Raw genomic sequence first — 15,213 nt, 5'->3', positions numbered from 1 at the left:
TGCGTCGACGACGCCCGCCCGTGGCCGATGAAAGGGAAACCGCATCATGAGCAAGCGCATCCTGCATGTCGTGAGCAACGTCGCGCACTACACCGATCCGTCGCAACCGACCGGCCTGTGGCTGTCCGAACTGACCCATGCCCATCACATCTTCGCGGCGAAGGGCTATGAGCAGCGGCTCGTGAGCCCCAAGGGCGGCGTGTCGCCGCTGGAGCCGCGCTCGCTCAAATGGCCGCATGCCGACGCCGCCGCGAAAGCGTGGCGCGCCGACAAGGCCAATGAAGCGCTGCTTGCCTCCACAGCGCGCCCCGACGAGATCGATCCGGCCGATTTCGATGCGATCTACTTCACCGGCGGCCATGCGGTGATGTGGGACTACCCGGACGATGCGGGGCTGCAGCGGCTCACACGCGAGATCTACGAGCGCGGCGGCATCGTGTCGTCGGTCTGTCACGGCTACTGCGGGCTGCTCAATACGAAGCTGTCGGACGGCTCGCTGCTGGTTGCCGGACGGCGGATCACCGGCTACTCGTGGGTGGAGGAAATCCTGGCCGGCGTCGCGAAGAAGGTGCCCTACAACGTCGAGCAGCAGATGCAGCAGCGTGGCGCGCGCTACGAGAAGGCGCTGCTGCCGTTCACGTCGAACGTCGTCGTCGACGGCCGACTCGTGACCGGCCAGAATCCGCAATCGGCGAAAGCGACCGCCGAACAAGTCGTCGCGTTGCTGTGATGTGATGCGCCGGAGACCCTCTAAGCACGGGTCGGCCGGCGCACAACAGCTTCGTCGCGATCGGCGGCGGTTGTCGCAGCCTCACCGCCATCCACCGCATTCCCCGGCGGAATCCGCGACAGCAATCTTTGCGCATGGGTTGCGCAATCGACCGACTCCGGTTTCGCGGCGATGTCGGCGATCAGCGACACGATCTGCGCCTTGCTTTGCGCGAGCCGCGCCTCCAGCGCCTCGATGTCCTGCACCTTGCGGCACAGCGCATTCAGCAGCGAAGCGCATGGCCACTGCGCGAGGTCGGCCGGTATCAGCGTGCGAATCTCGTCGAGACTGAAATCCGCCTTCTGCGCGGCCGTGATCAGGTCGAGCACCGTCACCGCTTCCTGCGGATAAGTGCGATAGCCGTTCGCTTCGCGCTCGACGAGCGTCAACAGACCGATGCGTTCGTAAAAGCGGATGCGCGAAGGGGTAAGGCCGGTGCGTTCCGCCAGTTCCCCGATCTTCATGTTCCGATACTCCCTGGCCGGATCGCGTCCGGCCATCTGCCCCGTCGTGACTGTCGGTTGTCTCCTGACGTTGATTCGCAATCCGATCCTTTTCGGCTTCCTGTCGAACGGCGAGCGGACGATGCACGCTCAGATCACTTCGAAACGCAACCCCGCATGGCGAACCAGCCGCTCGATGTAGCGCGCGTCGAACATCGTCGCGGGCGTCCAGAAGCCGCCGCCGCGGCCGGTCTTGATGCCGTCGCCGGCGCAATCCAGTGCGAGACTGATCGCGGCCTGCCCAAGCATCTTGCTGGTGGAGCCGTAGCCGGGATCGCGATCGCCGGTGACTTTCACGCGTAGGGTCTTCCCGTCGTCGGCACGGCCGAAGAAGCGCAAATCGTAGCGGCCGGCCAGTTGGGCCGCGACGCTCGGCCCCTCGCCCGGCTTCGGCAGCAGGAAACGCTCCATCAGGCTGCGCACCGGCTTGATGACGACACCCACCATGAACGCGCCGAGGCCGGCGACCATCGTCACCGCGGTCAGGCGACCCTTCAGGCCGGTGCCCGTCATCACCGCTTCGTCGTACGTGAAGCGGCTGCCGTATGCGTTGCCGGCAAGCGCATTGGAGCGATGCACGACCCGCTCGTTCACCGCCGCCATCACGAACGGCGCAATCCACGCGTCGAAGTCGCGATCGAATGCGGCGGATCGCACCGCATGCTGGCGCATCGTGAAGCCATGCCCCTTCGGGCACAGCGAATAAGGATCGAGCAGCTCCCTGCGCAACGCGGGATCGGCGGCCGCTTCCCGGACGACGTTGATCACGCTCGCCACCGTGCCGCCCGACGCGCCGCCCTTCAGCGTTTTCACACGCATCTTCACCTGCGCGGCCGGCGCGCCCCACTGCTGCCGCGCCTGTTGCTGCAGGAAAAACACGCCCATGTCCGACGGCACCGAATCGAAGCCGCAGCAATGGACGATGCGCGCGCCGGATTGCCGGGCCGCCGGCTCGTACTTGTCGATCATCCGCTTGATCCACTGCGTCTCGCCGGTGAGGTCGCAGTAGTCGGTGCCGGTTTCCGCGCAGATCCTGACCAGCGGCTCCCCGTAAAGCGCGTAGGGGCCGACGGTGGACACGACCACCCGCGTCTGCGCGCAGAGCGCGCGAAGCTGTGCTTCGTCGGCCGCGTCGGCGACGATGATCGGCACCGACTGCCCGGCCGCGCCCAGCGTATCCCGCACCTGCCTGAGCTTGGCTTCAGAGCGGCCGGCGATGGCCCAGCGCAGCGTCTCCCCGGAACCCGACAGGTACTCGGACAGGTAGCGGGCCAGGATCTGCCCGACGAAACTGGTGGCGCCAAATACGACGAGATCGTGGGTCGGACGGGTCATGGGCGGTTCCTTCGGCGCGGGCGTGCCGCGGCGTTGCGTTGCGTGGCGTCAGCGTTGCTTTCCGGGTTCATCGAAAGCCTTCAACGGAGTCGGCAGGTTCAGGACCAGTTGCGCATCCTTCACCACGTCGAGACGCAGGACGGTGGACGCGCTCAGCCCGTCGAGCAGCTGGCTCAGCGGGCCGCCGTGCCGCACGAGCTCGACGTTGCGCGGCAGCAGGCGCTGGGCGAACGATAGCGCATTCGTCTGCACCAGTGTCTGGTGCCATTCGCCGTCGATGCGATTGATCATCGTCGACGTGCCCATGTGCGACTGGGACGCGACATTGGTCAGCTCAGGCAGCGGCACGCTCAGGCTCAGGTCCGGCCGGCCGCCCGGGCCGGCAATGCGGGCGCTGGCGGTGGCGCCGAGGTTCACGTCGATATCGGCGAGCCACTTGGGCAGCTGATAGCCGTGCACGCCGCGCACCCGTGCGATTTCCGTGGTGACCGGCAGCGCCAGTACGTGCGCGAAGAAGCTGCGGCGCCGCATCGAGTCGATCAGCTCGAGCGCGTGCGACCCGGTCGCGCCGGGCCGGCGGATCACCACCGCGACGGACACTTCGTCATACGGATCGTTGTCGCAGACCGAATACGAGAAGAAGGTCAGCGCGACCAGCCCATACCCGGGCAGCGCGCGCAGCGGCTCGAGCGGCACCGGCAGCGTGGTCCGCAGGCGTTCGAGCGGCGCAAGGAACAGCAGCTGGATGCTGCTGGAACGGTAGTAGAAATTCGGCGCCCAGGTCGGGCCGACCCGTGAAGCGACCTGACGCTTCGGAATCCGACGGAAAAAATCGATGTTCCCCGCCGCGGGATCGCGCGCCACCTCGTCGAGATCAGGATTCATCCGGAACCGGTCGTAGTACCCGCCTTCGGGCACATCGACCTTGTGTGGGCCGAATTCGACCTGTGTAAACCGCCTGTCCATGTTCGTCGCCTCTCGTCGATGATCGACCGTGGCAGGCAACACCCGATGCCCGCTGACTCACTGCCGTCAGCAAGCACTCTAAGATTTAAGTCAACTTTAAGGTCAAGGCCCCGAGTAGAGGGGCGCGTCGGATTGCGTCCGGGCGGGCGGCCAGCGCTCACCGTGGGGCATCGAATCATTTGACGGCGGTCGTGCGACAGCCCTTGCCGCGTATCGACACCATGCGCTGATTGTGCAGCCGGCCCGTCACCCGATGTGTGCACCCGCAGCAGTCCGTTCGCCCAAATCGCAGGCTGACGGCCGTCCGCTATCCGAAGCCGAACGCAGCTAGTCGAGCCCGCGAAGAAAACCGGGGACCGCTTCTCCGATCGATGCAAGATAGCCGGCCATCGCGCCGGCGACCTTGCGCACGGCGGGACGGGCCGTCATCCGCTCACGCCACGCGAGCAAATGGGGCGTTTCGTCCGTCATCGGTGCGCCCTTGCGTGCACCGAACAACTGCGCCATGTAGAACGCGATGTCGGCGTACGAATACGTTCCGGCCAGAAACTCGCGATCCGCAAGCACGCGCTCCATGCGCCGATAGTATTGGGCCGCTTCGGCGCGCGCAGCGTGCGCCGCCGGATCGTCCGGCGTCGCTTCCAGCCCCATCAGCCGGACGATGTGCGGAAAATAGATTTCGTCGCTGCAGTGCTCGAGTTGACGCGCGATGGCGCGCGCCGCCGGATGCGCCGGCCATAGCGCCGGATCGGGCTTCAGATCCTCGAGATACTCGAAGAGCTGCGTGGAATCGAAGAGTTCCAGATCGCCGTCGATCAGCACCGGCACCTGCCGCTTCGGGTTGATGCGCAGCACATCCGGATGTCTGGGATCGTAGCCGCGAAGCTGGCTGAACGGCACCATCACCAGATCAAAGTCGATGCCCTTCTCGTGCGCCGCAATCTCGACCTTCGCACCAAACATGCTCAGTGGCCCGGAAATGATCTTCATCGTTCTATCCCCTGTGGTGTCATGCTGCGTAACCTGCGTCGATGAAACAGCGCAGGAATGCCGCAAAGCATAAGTCCGATAACATGACACCTCATGTCAGGTATTTGAGGTAACGTGTCGCTCATGAAAGCGAGCCGCCTGCTGTCGATCATGATGATGCTGCAAGCGCGCGGCCGGATGACCGCACCGGCGCTCGCCGAAGCACTGGAAGTGTCCGAGCGCACGATCCTGCGCGACATCGACCAGCTCTCCACGGCCGGCGTGCCGATCTGGGGCGATCGCGGCCGCAACGGCGGCTTTCAGCTGAGCGACGGCTGGCGTACCGATCTCACCGGGCTCACCGAGCACGAAGCGCACGCGATGATTCTGGCGGGCCTGCCGGGGCCCGCGAGAGAACTGGGCCTCGACGGCATGGCGACCTCCGCGCGGCTGAAGATGATCGCGAGCCTGCCGCCCGGCTCACGCGAGCACGCCGATCGCGTCGCCAGCCGGCTGCACGTCGACACCGTGGATTGGTACCGGGCGCGGGAAACGCCGGCATTCCTGCGTGAAGTCGCCGATGCGGTGTGGGGGGCGTACCGTATCGACGTGAAATATCAGAGCTGGCGCGGCGTGTCCCGCCGCGCACTCGAGCCGCTCGGCCTGGTGCTCAAGGGCGGCGCGTGGTACCTGGTTGCCAGGGTGGTCGGCAAGCCCGGCGCACTCACGTTCCGGCTCGCGAATATCCTCGAACTCGATGCATCGCGCCGCCGCTTCAAGCGGCCCGCGCGATTCGACCTCGCGACGCACTGGCGCGACGCGATGAGCCGGTACGAAACCGACCTCAATCGGCTGACCGCCCATATCGCCGTGTCGCCGCGCGGCGAAACCTGGCTGGCCAACGCGCGGATCAAGACCGCGCCCGTCTCGCAGGAAGCAGGCAGCGTGGAGGTGCCGCCGGGATGGAAGGCGTTCCTGATGCCGATCGAATCGATCGAGCACGGCGCGCGGAAACTGCTGGGGTACGGCGCACACGTGAAGATCCTCGGGCCGCAGGCGCTCAAGGATCAATTCATCGAAGAGTTGGCGCAGGTGAAGGCGCTTTATCGACCAAGCGACGATTGAAGCGCGGCGTTGCCTTCGCTTGTGTCGATGCGGTCGCGCACAGTCACCGCCTCGGCCGGCGCCGACGCGTTGACACACATGCGATGCACAACCGGTTCGACGGCTGTCAACCTCGTGAAGTCGGCGAGCACTTGCCCCCTGTCGACAGTGATTCAGCTGCGTGAGTGCACCCGGCACTCGATCCCGATGCGTATCGACGCAATCGCGGCCGCTTCGTCAAGCTAATGGGTAACCTGCCGCCGCGTCGTAGAACGGTCAATTCCGGATTCCGAATATTTCCGTACAACGAAAGCGCCCACTGCAGCGACACCCTTCCGACACAGGGTAAATCCGCACACCGCCACCGGATTCGCCACACTCGAATCGACACTTCGGAAACGCTCAATTGGCTTGCCGTTGACATGCTCTTACCCTGTCCGTCACGAATCGGATTCGCACGAATCCTGCGGACAGGCAGCAGCAAGCGACATCGGCATCACCTGATCAAGCGGCACACGTTTCCTGCTCCCGCGGGTCATCTCCACGGGCAAGGTGCGATGCCGCCGGTCAACCCGGATACCGATTTTCGTGACGTCTTCTTCCTGATCGCCGTTCCGGTTCGTCCGCGCGTGTACGCAAGCCGGCAGGCGGTTCGGCACCTCCCGACCGCCTGCCCGACGCGCACCCGCACGAAGCATGTCAAGCGAGCGCGACCGTCATCGGCGCGTGCCTGAAAAAACGGGCTGCATCCGCGGTGCCGCGAGCAAGACCATCGCGCCCGTGAAAACCCGGAAGGTCCGCCTGGCAATAAAACCGATACAACAAAGGTAAGGAGACAACGTGAGTCAAGCATCGCCTCAGGCCCGAAGCCGTCTATTCGTCATCTTTCTATGTTTCCTGACGCTCGTAGCCGATGGCTACGATCTCATCGTCTACGGTGCGACCGTCCCGCATCTGCTGAGTGAACCCGGCTGGCATCTGAGCCCGGCCGGCGCCGGCATGATCGGAAGCTGGACCCTGGTCGGCCTGATGGTCGGGCTGGCGGTGGCCGGCCCGCTGACCGACCGCATCGGCCGGCGTCGCCTGCTGATGACGGGCGTCCTGTGGTTTTCCGTCGGCTCGATCGTCTGTGCGCTCGCCACGTCGCCGACGTTCCTGGGCGCGGCCCGCTTCGTCACGGGCATCGGCATGGGCGGCGTCGTGCCGTCCGCCGTCGCGCTGTCGGTCGAGTACGCCCCCAAGGGCCGACGCCAGTTGTACAACGCGCTCACGCTGACCGGCTATTCGGTGGGCGGCATCGTGAGTGCGTTGGCCGCCATCGCATTGCTTCACGAGCATGGATGGCGCACGTTGTACGCGCTCGGTGCGTTCTATGCGGTGATCCTGCCGGTGATGGCCTTCTTCCTTCCCGAATCGGTGGACTTCCTGGTCGATCGCGGCCGCGTCGACGAGGCCCGCACGCTCGCGGCCCGGTATTCGCTCGACTTCGACCAGATCCTGCACGACAAGCAGGCGCAGCGCGCGTCGCAAGACGGCGCGCAGGCCACTCGCGGCTACCGGCTGGTGCTGTCTCGCGAATTCCGCACCACCGCGTTGCTGCTCGTGTTCATGACGTTCTGCGTCCAGTTGATCACCTACGGGCTCAACGCATGGCTGCCGCAACTGATGCGCTCGGCCGGCTATCCGCTCGGCTCGTCGCTGCAGTTCCTGCTGGTGATGCAGTTCGGCGCCGTCGTGGGCATGCTCGGCGGCGCGTGGCTCGCCGACCGGCTCGGCTCGAAACGCGTGATGTTTCCGTTCCTCGTCATCGGCGCACTGTCGCTGGTCGCACTGAGCCAGAAGCTCGATTTCGCGTGGCTGATGCTCGCCGTGTTCGGCGCCGGGCTGGGTTCGATCGGCACCAGCAGCCTGATCTACGGCTATATCGCCGCGCACTTCCCGACCGCGTGTCGCGGGTCGGCCCTGGGCGGCGCGCAGGCCATCGGGCGCTTCGGCTCGATCCTGGGCCCGATGATCGGCGGCTGGATCGTCGGCGCAAACCTCGGGCTGCACTGGAACTTCTATGCGTTCGCCATTCCCGCCATCGTCGCGGCGACGGTCGTCCCGCTGATTCCGTCATCGCAATAAGACACCCGTCCATGGAAATCTACGACTACATCGTGGTGGGCGCCGGTTCGTCGGGTTGTGTGGTCGCCGGCCGGCTGTCCGAGGATCCCGCCGTTCGCGTCCTGCTCGTCGAAGCCGGCCCCGACATGAACAACTTCTGGGTACGCACGCCCGCCGGTGCGGGCAAGCTGTTCATGAACAAGCGGTTCAACTGGGCGTTCGATACCGAGCCGGTGCCGACGCTCGGCGGCCGCACGGTGTACTGGCCGCGCGGCAAGGGGCTCGGCGGCAGCAGCGCGATCAACGGGATGATCTACATGCGCGGTCAGCCGAGCGACTTCGACCATTGGGCCGCACTCGGCAATGAAGGCTGGAGCTGGAACGACGTGTTGCCGTACTTCATCCGGTCGGAAACGAACCAGCGCGGCGCGAACGCCTATCACGGCAGCCAGGGCCCGTTGCACGTGAGCGATGCGGCCATCACCCACCCGACGGCCGACGATTTCATCGCCGCCGCGCAACAGGTCGGCATTGGTCGCAGCGACGATCTCAACGGGCCGCCGCACGAAGGCGTCGCCTATCGGCAATATACGATCCGCAACGGGCGCCGCCATACGTCGTACAACGCGTTCGTCGAGCCCGTCCGCCATCGCCGCAACCTGACCGTCCGTACCGGCGTGCGCGTCACGCGCGTGCTGCTGGAAGCCGGCGAGGCCACCGGCATCGAGGTGCTCGACCGGGACGAGCGGCGCCGGATCGTCGCGACGCGGGAGGTGATCCTGTCGGGCGGCGCACTTGCGTCGCCCCATCTGCTGATGCTGTCGGGCATCGGCGATGCCGCGGACCTGCACCGGCACGGGATCGCGGCGACGGTCGAATCGCCCGACGTGGGCCGCCACCTGCAGGATCACTGGTTCGGCTCGTTCGCGTGGCGCGTGACGCCGGAAAGCTCGTACAACCACCAGCTGCGCGGGCTGCGGAAGTATCTGGAAGGCGCGCGCTACCTGCTCACCGGCGGCGGCTATCTCGCGGTCGGCGCGGCGCCCGTGACCGCCTATGCGCGCAGCGAAGCCGGGCGTCCGGAGGCGGACCTGCAACTGACGGTAAGCCCGATGACGTTCAAGTTCGACGCGTCGGGCAACCCGGTCGTCGACAACTATCCGGCCATCGGCGGGTCGATGGTGCTGCTGACACCCGATTCGCGCGGCCATATGGCGCTGAAGTCGCCCGATCCGCTGCACCCTCCCGCGTTTCATCCGAACTACCTGAGCGACGCCGGCGACATCCGCCGTTCGCTCGCGGGCCTGCGGATGCTGCGACGCATTGCCGAAGCCGCGCCGCTCGCGTCGCGGATCGTCCACGAGCTCGCGCCCGGCGCCGCCGTCACGACCGACGAACAGTTGCTCGCGCACCTCAAGGCGAACGGCAACAGCGGCTGGCATCAAGTGGGCACCTGCCGGATGGGCGCCGATGCACAGGCTGTCGTCGACCCGCGGCTGCGCGTACGCGGCGTCACCCGGCTGCGCGTGATCGACGCATCCGTGATGCCGCGAATCGTGGCCGGCAATACCAATGCGGGCTGCATCATGATCGGCGAGAAGGGTGCCGACATGATTCGCGCGGATGCCGCCGCGCCGCGGGCCGTTTCCGTCTGACTCCTCACACAAGGACGACCTCACCTCTCATGCAAGCAAACGACCGAACCATTCCGCTGGACCATCCCGACTGCTTCTACATCGACGGCCAGTGGACGCCCGCTCCTTCCGCTCAAACCTTCGAGGTGCTCGACTGCAGCACGGAGCACGTGGCAGCGCGGGTGGCGCGCGCCGACGCGGCCGTCGCCGCGCGGGCGATCGATGCGGCACGCCGCGCGTTCGATCATGGGCCCTGGCCGCGCATGACGCCGGCCGAGCGCGCCGTCTTCCTTGAACGGATCGCGCAGCGCCTCGAAGCGGCGAACGACGAGTTCGCGCGCGGCTGGAGCATCGAATCCGGCATCCTCCAGCGGATCGCGAAGCCGCGTATCGGCCAGTTTCTCGGCGCGGCGTTCCGGCAGTACGCGGCCATGGCCGACACCTATCCGTTCGTCGAACCGCACCGCTCGATAACCGGGCACCAGGCGTATGCCGTCAAGGAAGCGGTGGGCGTCGTCCTCGCGATCGTGCCGTGGAACGGCCCGGCCGCGCTGATCGCCTACAAGGTCGCGCCCGCGCTGCTCGCGGGCTGCACGGTCATCATCAAGCCGTCTCCGGAAGCGCCGACTTCCGCGTATCTGTTCGCGCAGATCTGCGACGAGATCGGCTTGCCGCCCGGTGTCGTCAACGTCGTGACCGCCGATCGCGAAGTGTCCGAGGCGATGGTGCGAAATCCATCGGTCGACAAGATCACCTTCACGGGTTCTACCGCAGCGGGCCGCAGCATCAGCGAGGCGGCGGCCGGACGGATCGCGCGCGTCACGCTCGAACTGGGCGGCAAATCGGCGGCGCTCGTGCTGGACGATTACGACATCGACGCGGCCGCCCAGGTGCTCGGCAAATCGTACTTCAGCTACCTGACCGGGCAGGTCTGCCACAGCCTGACGCGCATCATCGTGCCGCGCGCGAAGCACGACACGATGGTGGACGCATTGAGCGAGGCGGCGCGCGCGATGGTACTCGGCGACCCGTTCAGCGATGCCACGACGGTCGGCCCGCTTGCCACCGCGCGCCAGCGCGACACGGTCGAGCACCACGTAGCCAGGGGCATCGCCGAAGGCGCGACGCTCGCCGCCGGCGGCGCACGCCCGCGCCATCTGTCGCGTGGCTTCTTTTTCGAGCCGACGGTGTTCGCCAACGTCGACAACCGGTCGACCCTCGCGCAGCAGGAAATCTTCGGGCCGGTGCTGTCCGTGATCGCGGCGGACAGCGAAGCGCATGCGATCGAGCTCGCGAACGATTCCATCTTCGGCCTGAATGCCGTGGTGTTCACGTCCGACGCCCGGCACGCATTACAGGTTGCACGGCAGCTGCGGACCGGCACGGTCGGGCACAATGCGTCGCGCACGGACTTCTCGATCGGTTTCGGGGGATTCAAGCAATCCGGTATCGGGCGCGAAGGCGGCGTCGAGGGGCTGAACGCGTTCGTCGAATCCAAGACGATCGTGCTCGATCAGCCGCTGGCGTAATCCGCGCCGAAAGCGCAAACCACCTGGTCGACGCAGTCGAGCAGGCGGTACGAGCAAGCCGGATGCTTCTCCTTTTTCATTGCCCCCTGCTTCAATCGCCGGGGCATTCCCTGTCCCGTCAGGTCCCCGGCATGTCGTCAGGCAGGTCGAGCAACTGCTCGATCAGCGCGCGCCCGATCGGGTTCAACTCGCGACCGCGTGCCGTGGCGACCTGAACGCGGCGCACGGCCCACGGCTCCGCCAGTTCCAGCACCGCGACCCGGTTGAACAGCTCATGGCTGACCATGCATTCCGGCTGGACCGTCACACCGAGCCCGGCCTGCACCAGGCTCACGGCCACGCCGGTGCTCCGGACATCGTAGCGCGGCTGGAAATCCACGCCGAGGCGGCGCGCCGCGGCCCGGATCGCACCGACCATCGCCCCGACGACGATCAGGTTCTCCGACAGCAGATCCTCGGTCGTGACGCTCGTGCGCGCGGCGAGCGGGTGCCCCTGAGGAACGACCGCGATGAGGCGATCCTCGCGATACGGCGTGACGTCGACGCCGCCGAGATCGAGCGCGTGGGCGGCCGCGAACACGCCGACGTCCACTTCGCTGCGTGCGACCGCCTGCACGATGCCGGCATTGTCGAGTTCACGCACCACGATATTGACGAGCGGATACGCGCGCTGGAATTCGCCGATCTCCCGCGCGAGAAACGGCACGATGATCGAGCGCGCGGACGCGATCGTCAGCTCTCCTCGCATGCCGTCGGTAAACGACGCGATCTCCGAGCGCATGTCGTCGAGGTTCGCGAAGATCCGCCGGAGATAGCGGACGAGCACCTCGCCGGCCGGGCTCGGCACCACCCCTTTCGGGCTGCGTTCGAGCAGCTTGATGCCCGCGATGTCCTCGAGATCCTGAATCCGCTTGGTCGCTGTCGACGCGGCCACGTTCTCGCGGATCGCCGCCAGGCCGATTTGCTGCTCCTCGACCGCCGACAGGAACAGCTTCAACGTCAGCAGATCGACCTGCCGAATCAGGTGCAGGCGATTGAAAGTACTCATGTCTCCCCTCATGCACGTCTTCAGGACGTCGCCGGACGGTGCGACTGTCGCCACGCGTCGCCCGAGCGCCCTGTCAGGGTCATACGATGCAGTCCAGGACCCGGTGCCTCTGCGGACATCCGGGATGCTGGCATTCGATACCGACCGCGCACCGCGGGTCATGCGGCGCGGCGCGTTAACGTGCGACTCGCCGGCATCCCGACGATGCCGGCGTCGCACGCCCGGTGGATTGACTCTCAGGTTTTCGTCAGGCCCTGGATCGCGCGAGCACCATCGCGCCGGCAACGACGCTATTGGGCCGTCGAACGCCGCTGACCGTTACCGCATCACGCTTGCTTGCTCGCATTGAGCAGCGCTTCGAGCGACGGGTTGTCGGCGCCGATATCCCTTGCCGCATGCAATGGCGGGGTACGCTTGCCGTCGAAAGACAACGGCAGCCCGACCAGCCCGATCTCGTCGTCCGACGGCTTTTCGATGATGCCGAGCGCATGCGTCTGCGCATGCTCGACCACCTCCGCCGTCGTCTGGATCGGCGCAACGGGAATGCCGGCGGCCTGCAATCGTGCCTGCCACGCCGCGCGGGTATCCGTCGACAAACGCTCGCCGATCAGCCGATCGATCTCCGTCCGGTTCTTCAGCCGCGCCGCATTGGTCGCGAACCGATCGTCGAGCGCCCACTCGGGGCGATCCAGTGCCGCGCACAGCTTTGCGAACAGCGTGTCGTTCGCCGAGCTGACGATCAGGTGACCGTCCGAGGTCGAATACGCGCGGTGCGGCACGATGAACGCCACGCCGGAGCCGTGGCGGCCGCCGGTGTCGCCGTCCGCGTTGTAGTTCGCGATGCTGACGGTCATCCACGCCAGCGCGGTTTCCAGCAGCGAACCGTTGACGGTCGCGCCGCAATGCTTGACCTGACGACGATACAGCGCGGACAAAATGCCGATGACGGCCCACAGGCCCGAGCCGAAATCGACGATCGACACCCCGGCGCGAACCGGCGCCTGCCCTTCTTCGCCGGTGATGCTCATGATCCCCGAGAACGCCTGCATCAGCGGATCGTAGCCGGGCAGCGTGTTCATCGGGCCGAGATGGCCGAACGCGCCGATCTCGCAGTAGACCAGTTCCGGCTTGGTCACGCGCAGGCTGTCGGAATCGAGACCATATTCGGCGCTGGAGCCGGGCCGCAGGTTGTGCAGGAAGACGTCCGCCCGCTCCGCGATCAGCTGGTGCAGCGTCTCGAGCTGTTCGCGATCCTTGATATCGATGCAGATCGCGCGCTTGCCCCGATTGAGCCCGTGATACGCGGCGCCGCTGCCCTTCCATTCGCTCGGCCCCCAACCGCGGGCCGAGTCGCCCGTCGGGCGCTCGACTTTCCATACCTCGGCACCCAGCGCCGCCAGGACCCTTCCGGCGAACGGCGCCGACGCGCTATCGCTCAGTTCGACTACCACGACACCCGACAGCGGCAGATCGCGTAACATGTCGCTTCTCCTGATTTCGTATTTATTGCGGTTGCGGCACGCCGCCGGTTTCGGGCGCAACCACGCCGCCCGAACGCAGCACCCCGTCGATTTCATTGCGATCGAACCCGTACTCCGTGAGCAGCGCCACCGAGTGTTCGCCCAGACGCGGCGCCGGATAACGCAGCTCCGGTGCGCTCTCGCTCCATTGCTGCGGAATGCCGAGCGTCCGAATCCGCCCTTCCGACGGGTGCTCCTGCTCCGCGAAGAACCCGACCGCCGTCATGTGCGGATCGTCGATCAACGTCTCAGGCGTATTCATCTCGATCACCGGAATATCGGCTTCGGTCAGCGTGTCGACCCATTCCGCCGTGGTCCGCGTCTCGAACACGCGCGCGAGAAACGCGTACAGGTGCGCGATGTGCTCGGTCCGCCCGCCGATGTTGTTGAAGCGCGGATCCTCGGCCATCTCGGGATGCCCGGACAGCAGGAAGAAGCGCTTCCAGTGATGGTCCGCATAGACGTTCACGCCGATGTAGCCGTCGAGCGTGCGATACGGGCGCCGGTCCGGATTCATCATCCGCGCATAGCCCCAGTCGCCGAGCGGCGGAACGAACGTGTGCCCGTACAGGTGATCGCCCATCACGAAATGCGCGAACGTCTCGAGCATCGGCACGAACACCTGCTGGCCGACGCCCGTCTTCTCGCGCCGGTACAGGGCCATCGCCACCGCATTGCTGGTCGCCATCCCGACCACCCGATCGGCGATCGCGCTCGCGACATAGGTCGGCGGGCCGTTCTTGCGGCTTTGCAGTACCGGCATGCCGACCGCGGCCTGGATCAGGTCGTCGTAGGCCGGGCGCGACGCATACGGGCCGTTCTGCCCGAAGCCGAATGCGCCGCAGTAGATGATGCGCGGGTTGAGCGTGCGAACGTCCTCGTACGCGATGCCCAGCTTCGCCATCGTGTGCGGACGCATGCTGTACAGCAGCACGTCGGCGGTTGCCGCCATCCGCTTCAGCGACGCGATGCCGTCCGGGTGCTTCAGGTCCAGCACGAGGCTGCGCTTGTTTCGATTCAGATGCAGGAAGATCGGGCCCATGCCGGGGTGCCGGCTCGGCCCGATATTGCGCGTCGTGTCGCCGTCGCGCGATTCGATCTTGCACACGTCGGCACCCATGTCCGCCAGCAGCAGCGATGCGTAGGGGCCCATGAAGTTCGACGTCAGGTCGAGGACGCGTACACCGTCGAGTGGTCCGGCCATGTCAGCCTCCGTCGACGGGGTGGGAATACAGCATGTTCACGATGTCTCCTCCGTGAATGAACGGCCGCGCGGGCGCCGGTTGTTCCGGCGCTCCGCGCGCGGCCGTCAGGATGCCGACAGGACGAACACCGGCAGTTTCTGTGCACCGCGCTGGATGATCCGGGCCTCGACGCGCTGGCCGATCCGGATCGCTTCGGGCACTTCGTCGATCTGCGCGAACAGGTAGTAGCCTTCGTCCATCCGGATGAAGCCGACCGTGTACGGGACGATGTCGGCCCAGACCGGCGTCGGCCCGCGCATGATCGTGCTGTGCGAGTAGATCTCGCCACGGCCCGACGCTTCGGTCCAGTTCAGCGACTTGCCGCCGCAGTGCGTGCAGAACGAATGGGCCGGCCACACGGCTTCGCTGCAGTCGTTGCAGCGCTGGTACGTCAGCTTGTCTTCGGCCAGTGCGTCCCAGTAGGGCTGGGCGTCGAGCAGCCGGTACGGCTGCGGCCAGGCATTCGGCAAATGGGTTTCGGTCATG

Annotated in this window: 13 protein-coding genes; 5 read left to right on the top strand and 8 right to left on the bottom strand. The window is 66.3% G+C overall.

The features are described from left to right. Positions 1-46 precede the first annotated feature (46 nt). Positions 47-730: a type 1 glutamine amidotransferase domain-containing protein gene (locus tag G3O06_RS04370; protein ID WP_205815147.1), complete on the top strand. Its 684-nt coding sequence runs from the start codon at positions 47-49 to the stop codon at positions 728-730. A 20-nt stretch (positions 731-750) separates the two neighbouring features. Here the strand turns inward: G3O06_RS04370 and G3O06_RS04365 are convergent, their stop codons facing one another. From G3O06_RS04365 to G3O06_RS04350, 4 genes are all read right to left on the bottom strand, one after another. Continuing rightward, on the bottom strand, positions 751-1,233 hold the full coding sequence (locus G3O06_RS04365) for a MerR family transcriptional regulator (protein WP_205815146.1): 483 nt from the start codon (positions 1,231-1,233) through the stop codon (positions 751-753). Between the two features lie 129 nt (positions 1,234-1,362). Then, on the bottom strand, positions 1,363-2,607 hold the full coding sequence (locus G3O06_RS04360; protein ID WP_205815145.1) for a saccharopine dehydrogenase NADP-binding domain-containing protein: 1,245 nt from the start codon (positions 2,605-2,607) through the stop codon (positions 1,363-1,365). A 48-nt stretch (positions 2,608-2,655) separates the two neighbouring features. Then, entirely contained in the window at positions 2,656-3,573 is a 918-nt protein-coding gene (locus tag G3O06_RS04355; RefSeq protein WP_205815144.1) for an acetoacetate decarboxylase family protein, read from the bottom strand. Between the two features lie 327 nt (positions 3,574-3,900). Further along, positions 3,901-4,563, bottom strand: a complete 663-nt coding sequence (locus G3O06_RS04350) for a glutathione S-transferase family protein (RefSeq protein WP_205815143.1) — start codon at positions 4,561-4,563, stop codon at positions 3,901-3,903. Between the two features lie 123 nt (positions 4,564-4,686). On the opposite strand from G3O06_RS04350, the gene G3O06_RS04345 reads away from it, so the two are divergent. The 4 genes from G3O06_RS04345 to G3O06_RS04330 all read left to right on the top strand — a co-directional run bounded on the left by G3O06_RS04345 (position 4,687) and on the right by G3O06_RS04330 (position 10,915). Further along, positions 4,687-5,667, top strand: coding sequence for a WYL domain-containing protein (locus tag G3O06_RS04345; RefSeq protein ID WP_205815142.1), 981 nt, complete (start codon positions 4,687-4,689; stop codon positions 5,665-5,667). A gap of 819 nt (positions 5,668-6,486) precedes the next feature. Next, positions 6,487-7,773, top strand: coding sequence for an aromatic acid/H+ symport family MFS transporter (locus tag G3O06_RS04340; RefSeq protein ID WP_205815141.1), 1,287 nt, complete (start codon positions 6,487-6,489; stop codon positions 7,771-7,773). 11 nt (positions 7,774-7,784) lie between these two features. Beyond that, on the top strand, positions 7,785-9,407 hold the full coding sequence (locus G3O06_RS04335; protein WP_205815140.1) for a GMC family oxidoreductase N-terminal domain-containing protein: 1,623 nt from the start codon (positions 7,785-7,787) through the stop codon (positions 9,405-9,407). A gap of 29 nt (positions 9,408-9,436) precedes the next feature. Continuing rightward, a complete protein-coding gene (locus G3O06_RS04330) occupies positions 9,437-10,915 on the top strand; it encodes an aldehyde dehydrogenase (RefSeq protein WP_174967161.1) in 1,479 nt (492 codons plus the stop codon). Positions 10,916-11,033: 118 nt separating this feature from the next. Here G3O06_RS04330 and G3O06_RS04325 read toward each other — a convergent pair whose 3' ends face one another. The 4 genes from G3O06_RS04325 to G3O06_RS04310 all read right to left on the bottom strand — a co-directional run bounded on the left by G3O06_RS04325 (position 11,034) and on the right by G3O06_RS04310 (position 15,212). Further along, positions 11,034-11,963, bottom strand: a complete 930-nt coding sequence (locus G3O06_RS04325; protein WP_205815139.1) for a LysR family transcriptional regulator — start codon at positions 11,961-11,963, stop codon at positions 11,034-11,036. Between the two features lie 326 nt (positions 11,964-12,289). Then, positions 12,290-13,444 (bottom strand): CoA transferase, encoded by a 1,155-nt coding sequence (locus tag G3O06_RS04320; RefSeq protein ID WP_205815138.1) that lies wholly within the window; start codon positions 13,442-13,444, stop codon positions 12,290-12,292. Between the two features lie 22 nt (positions 13,445-13,466). Next, positions 13,467-14,687, bottom strand: a complete 1,221-nt coding sequence (locus tag G3O06_RS04315) for a CoA transferase (RefSeq protein ID WP_205815137.1) — start codon at positions 14,685-14,687, stop codon at positions 13,467-13,469. A gap of 105 nt (positions 14,688-14,792) precedes the next feature. After that, positions 14,793-15,212, bottom strand: a complete 420-nt coding sequence (locus tag G3O06_RS04310) for an OB-fold domain-containing protein (protein ID WP_174996612.1) — start codon at positions 15,210-15,212, stop codon at positions 14,793-14,795. Between the last annotated feature and the right edge of the window lies 1 nt (position 15,213).

The organism is Burkholderia sp. Ac-20345, from assembly GCF_017104825.1.
GTDB lineage: Bacteria > Pseudomonadota > Gammaproteobacteria > Burkholderiales > Burkholderiaceae > Burkholderia > Burkholderia lata_B.
Note: the sequence above shows the minus strand (reverse complement) of the source record. Positions and strands in the feature narration are given on the sequence as shown.

Bases quoted from the DNA above. Each gene is read 5' to 3' on its own strand.
- G3O06_RS04335 (WP_205815140.1), top strand. From the start codon at position 7,785: ATGGAAATCTACGACTACATCGTGGTGGGCGCCGGTTCGTCGGGTTGT.
- G3O06_RS04330 (WP_174967161.1), top strand. From the start codon at position 9,437: ATGCAAGCAAACGACCGAACCATTCCGCTGGACCATCCCGACTGCTTC.
- G3O06_RS04350 (WP_205815143.1), bottom strand. From the start codon at position 4,563: ATGAAGATCATTTCCGGGCCACTGAGCATGTTTGGTGCGAAGGTCGAG.
- G3O06_RS04365 (WP_205815146.1), bottom strand. From the start codon at position 1,233: ATGAAGATCGGGGAACTGGCGGAACGCACCGGCCTTACCCCTTCGCGC.
- G3O06_RS04310 (WP_174996612.1), bottom strand. From the start codon at position 15,212: ATGACCGAAACCCATTTGCCGAATGCCTGGCCGCAGCCGTACCGGCTG.
- G3O06_RS04355 (WP_205815144.1), bottom strand. From the start codon at position 3,573: ATGGACAGGCGGTTTACACAGGTCGAATTCGGCCCACACAAGGTCGAT.
- G3O06_RS04370 (WP_205815147.1), top strand. From the start codon at position 47: ATGAGCAAGCGCATCCTGCATGTCGTGAGCAACGTCGCGCACTACACC.
- G3O06_RS04360 (WP_205815145.1), bottom strand. From the start codon at position 2,607: ATGACCCGTCCGACCCACGATCTCGTCGTATTTGGCGCCACCAGTTTC.
- G3O06_RS04345 (WP_205815142.1), top strand. From the start codon at position 4,687: ATGAAAGCGAGCCGCCTGCTGTCGATCATGATGATGCTGCAAGCGCGC.
- G3O06_RS04315 (WP_205815137.1), bottom strand. From the start codon at position 14,687: ATGGCCGGACCACTCGACGGTGTACGCGTCCTCGACCTGACGTCGAAC.
- G3O06_RS04320 (WP_205815138.1), bottom strand. From the start codon at position 13,444: ATGTTACGCGATCTGCCGCTGTCGGGTGTCGTGGTAGTCGAACTGAGC.
- G3O06_RS04325 (WP_205815139.1), bottom strand. From the start codon at position 11,963: ATGAGTACTTTCAATCGCCTGCACCTGATTCGGCAGGTCGATCTGCTG.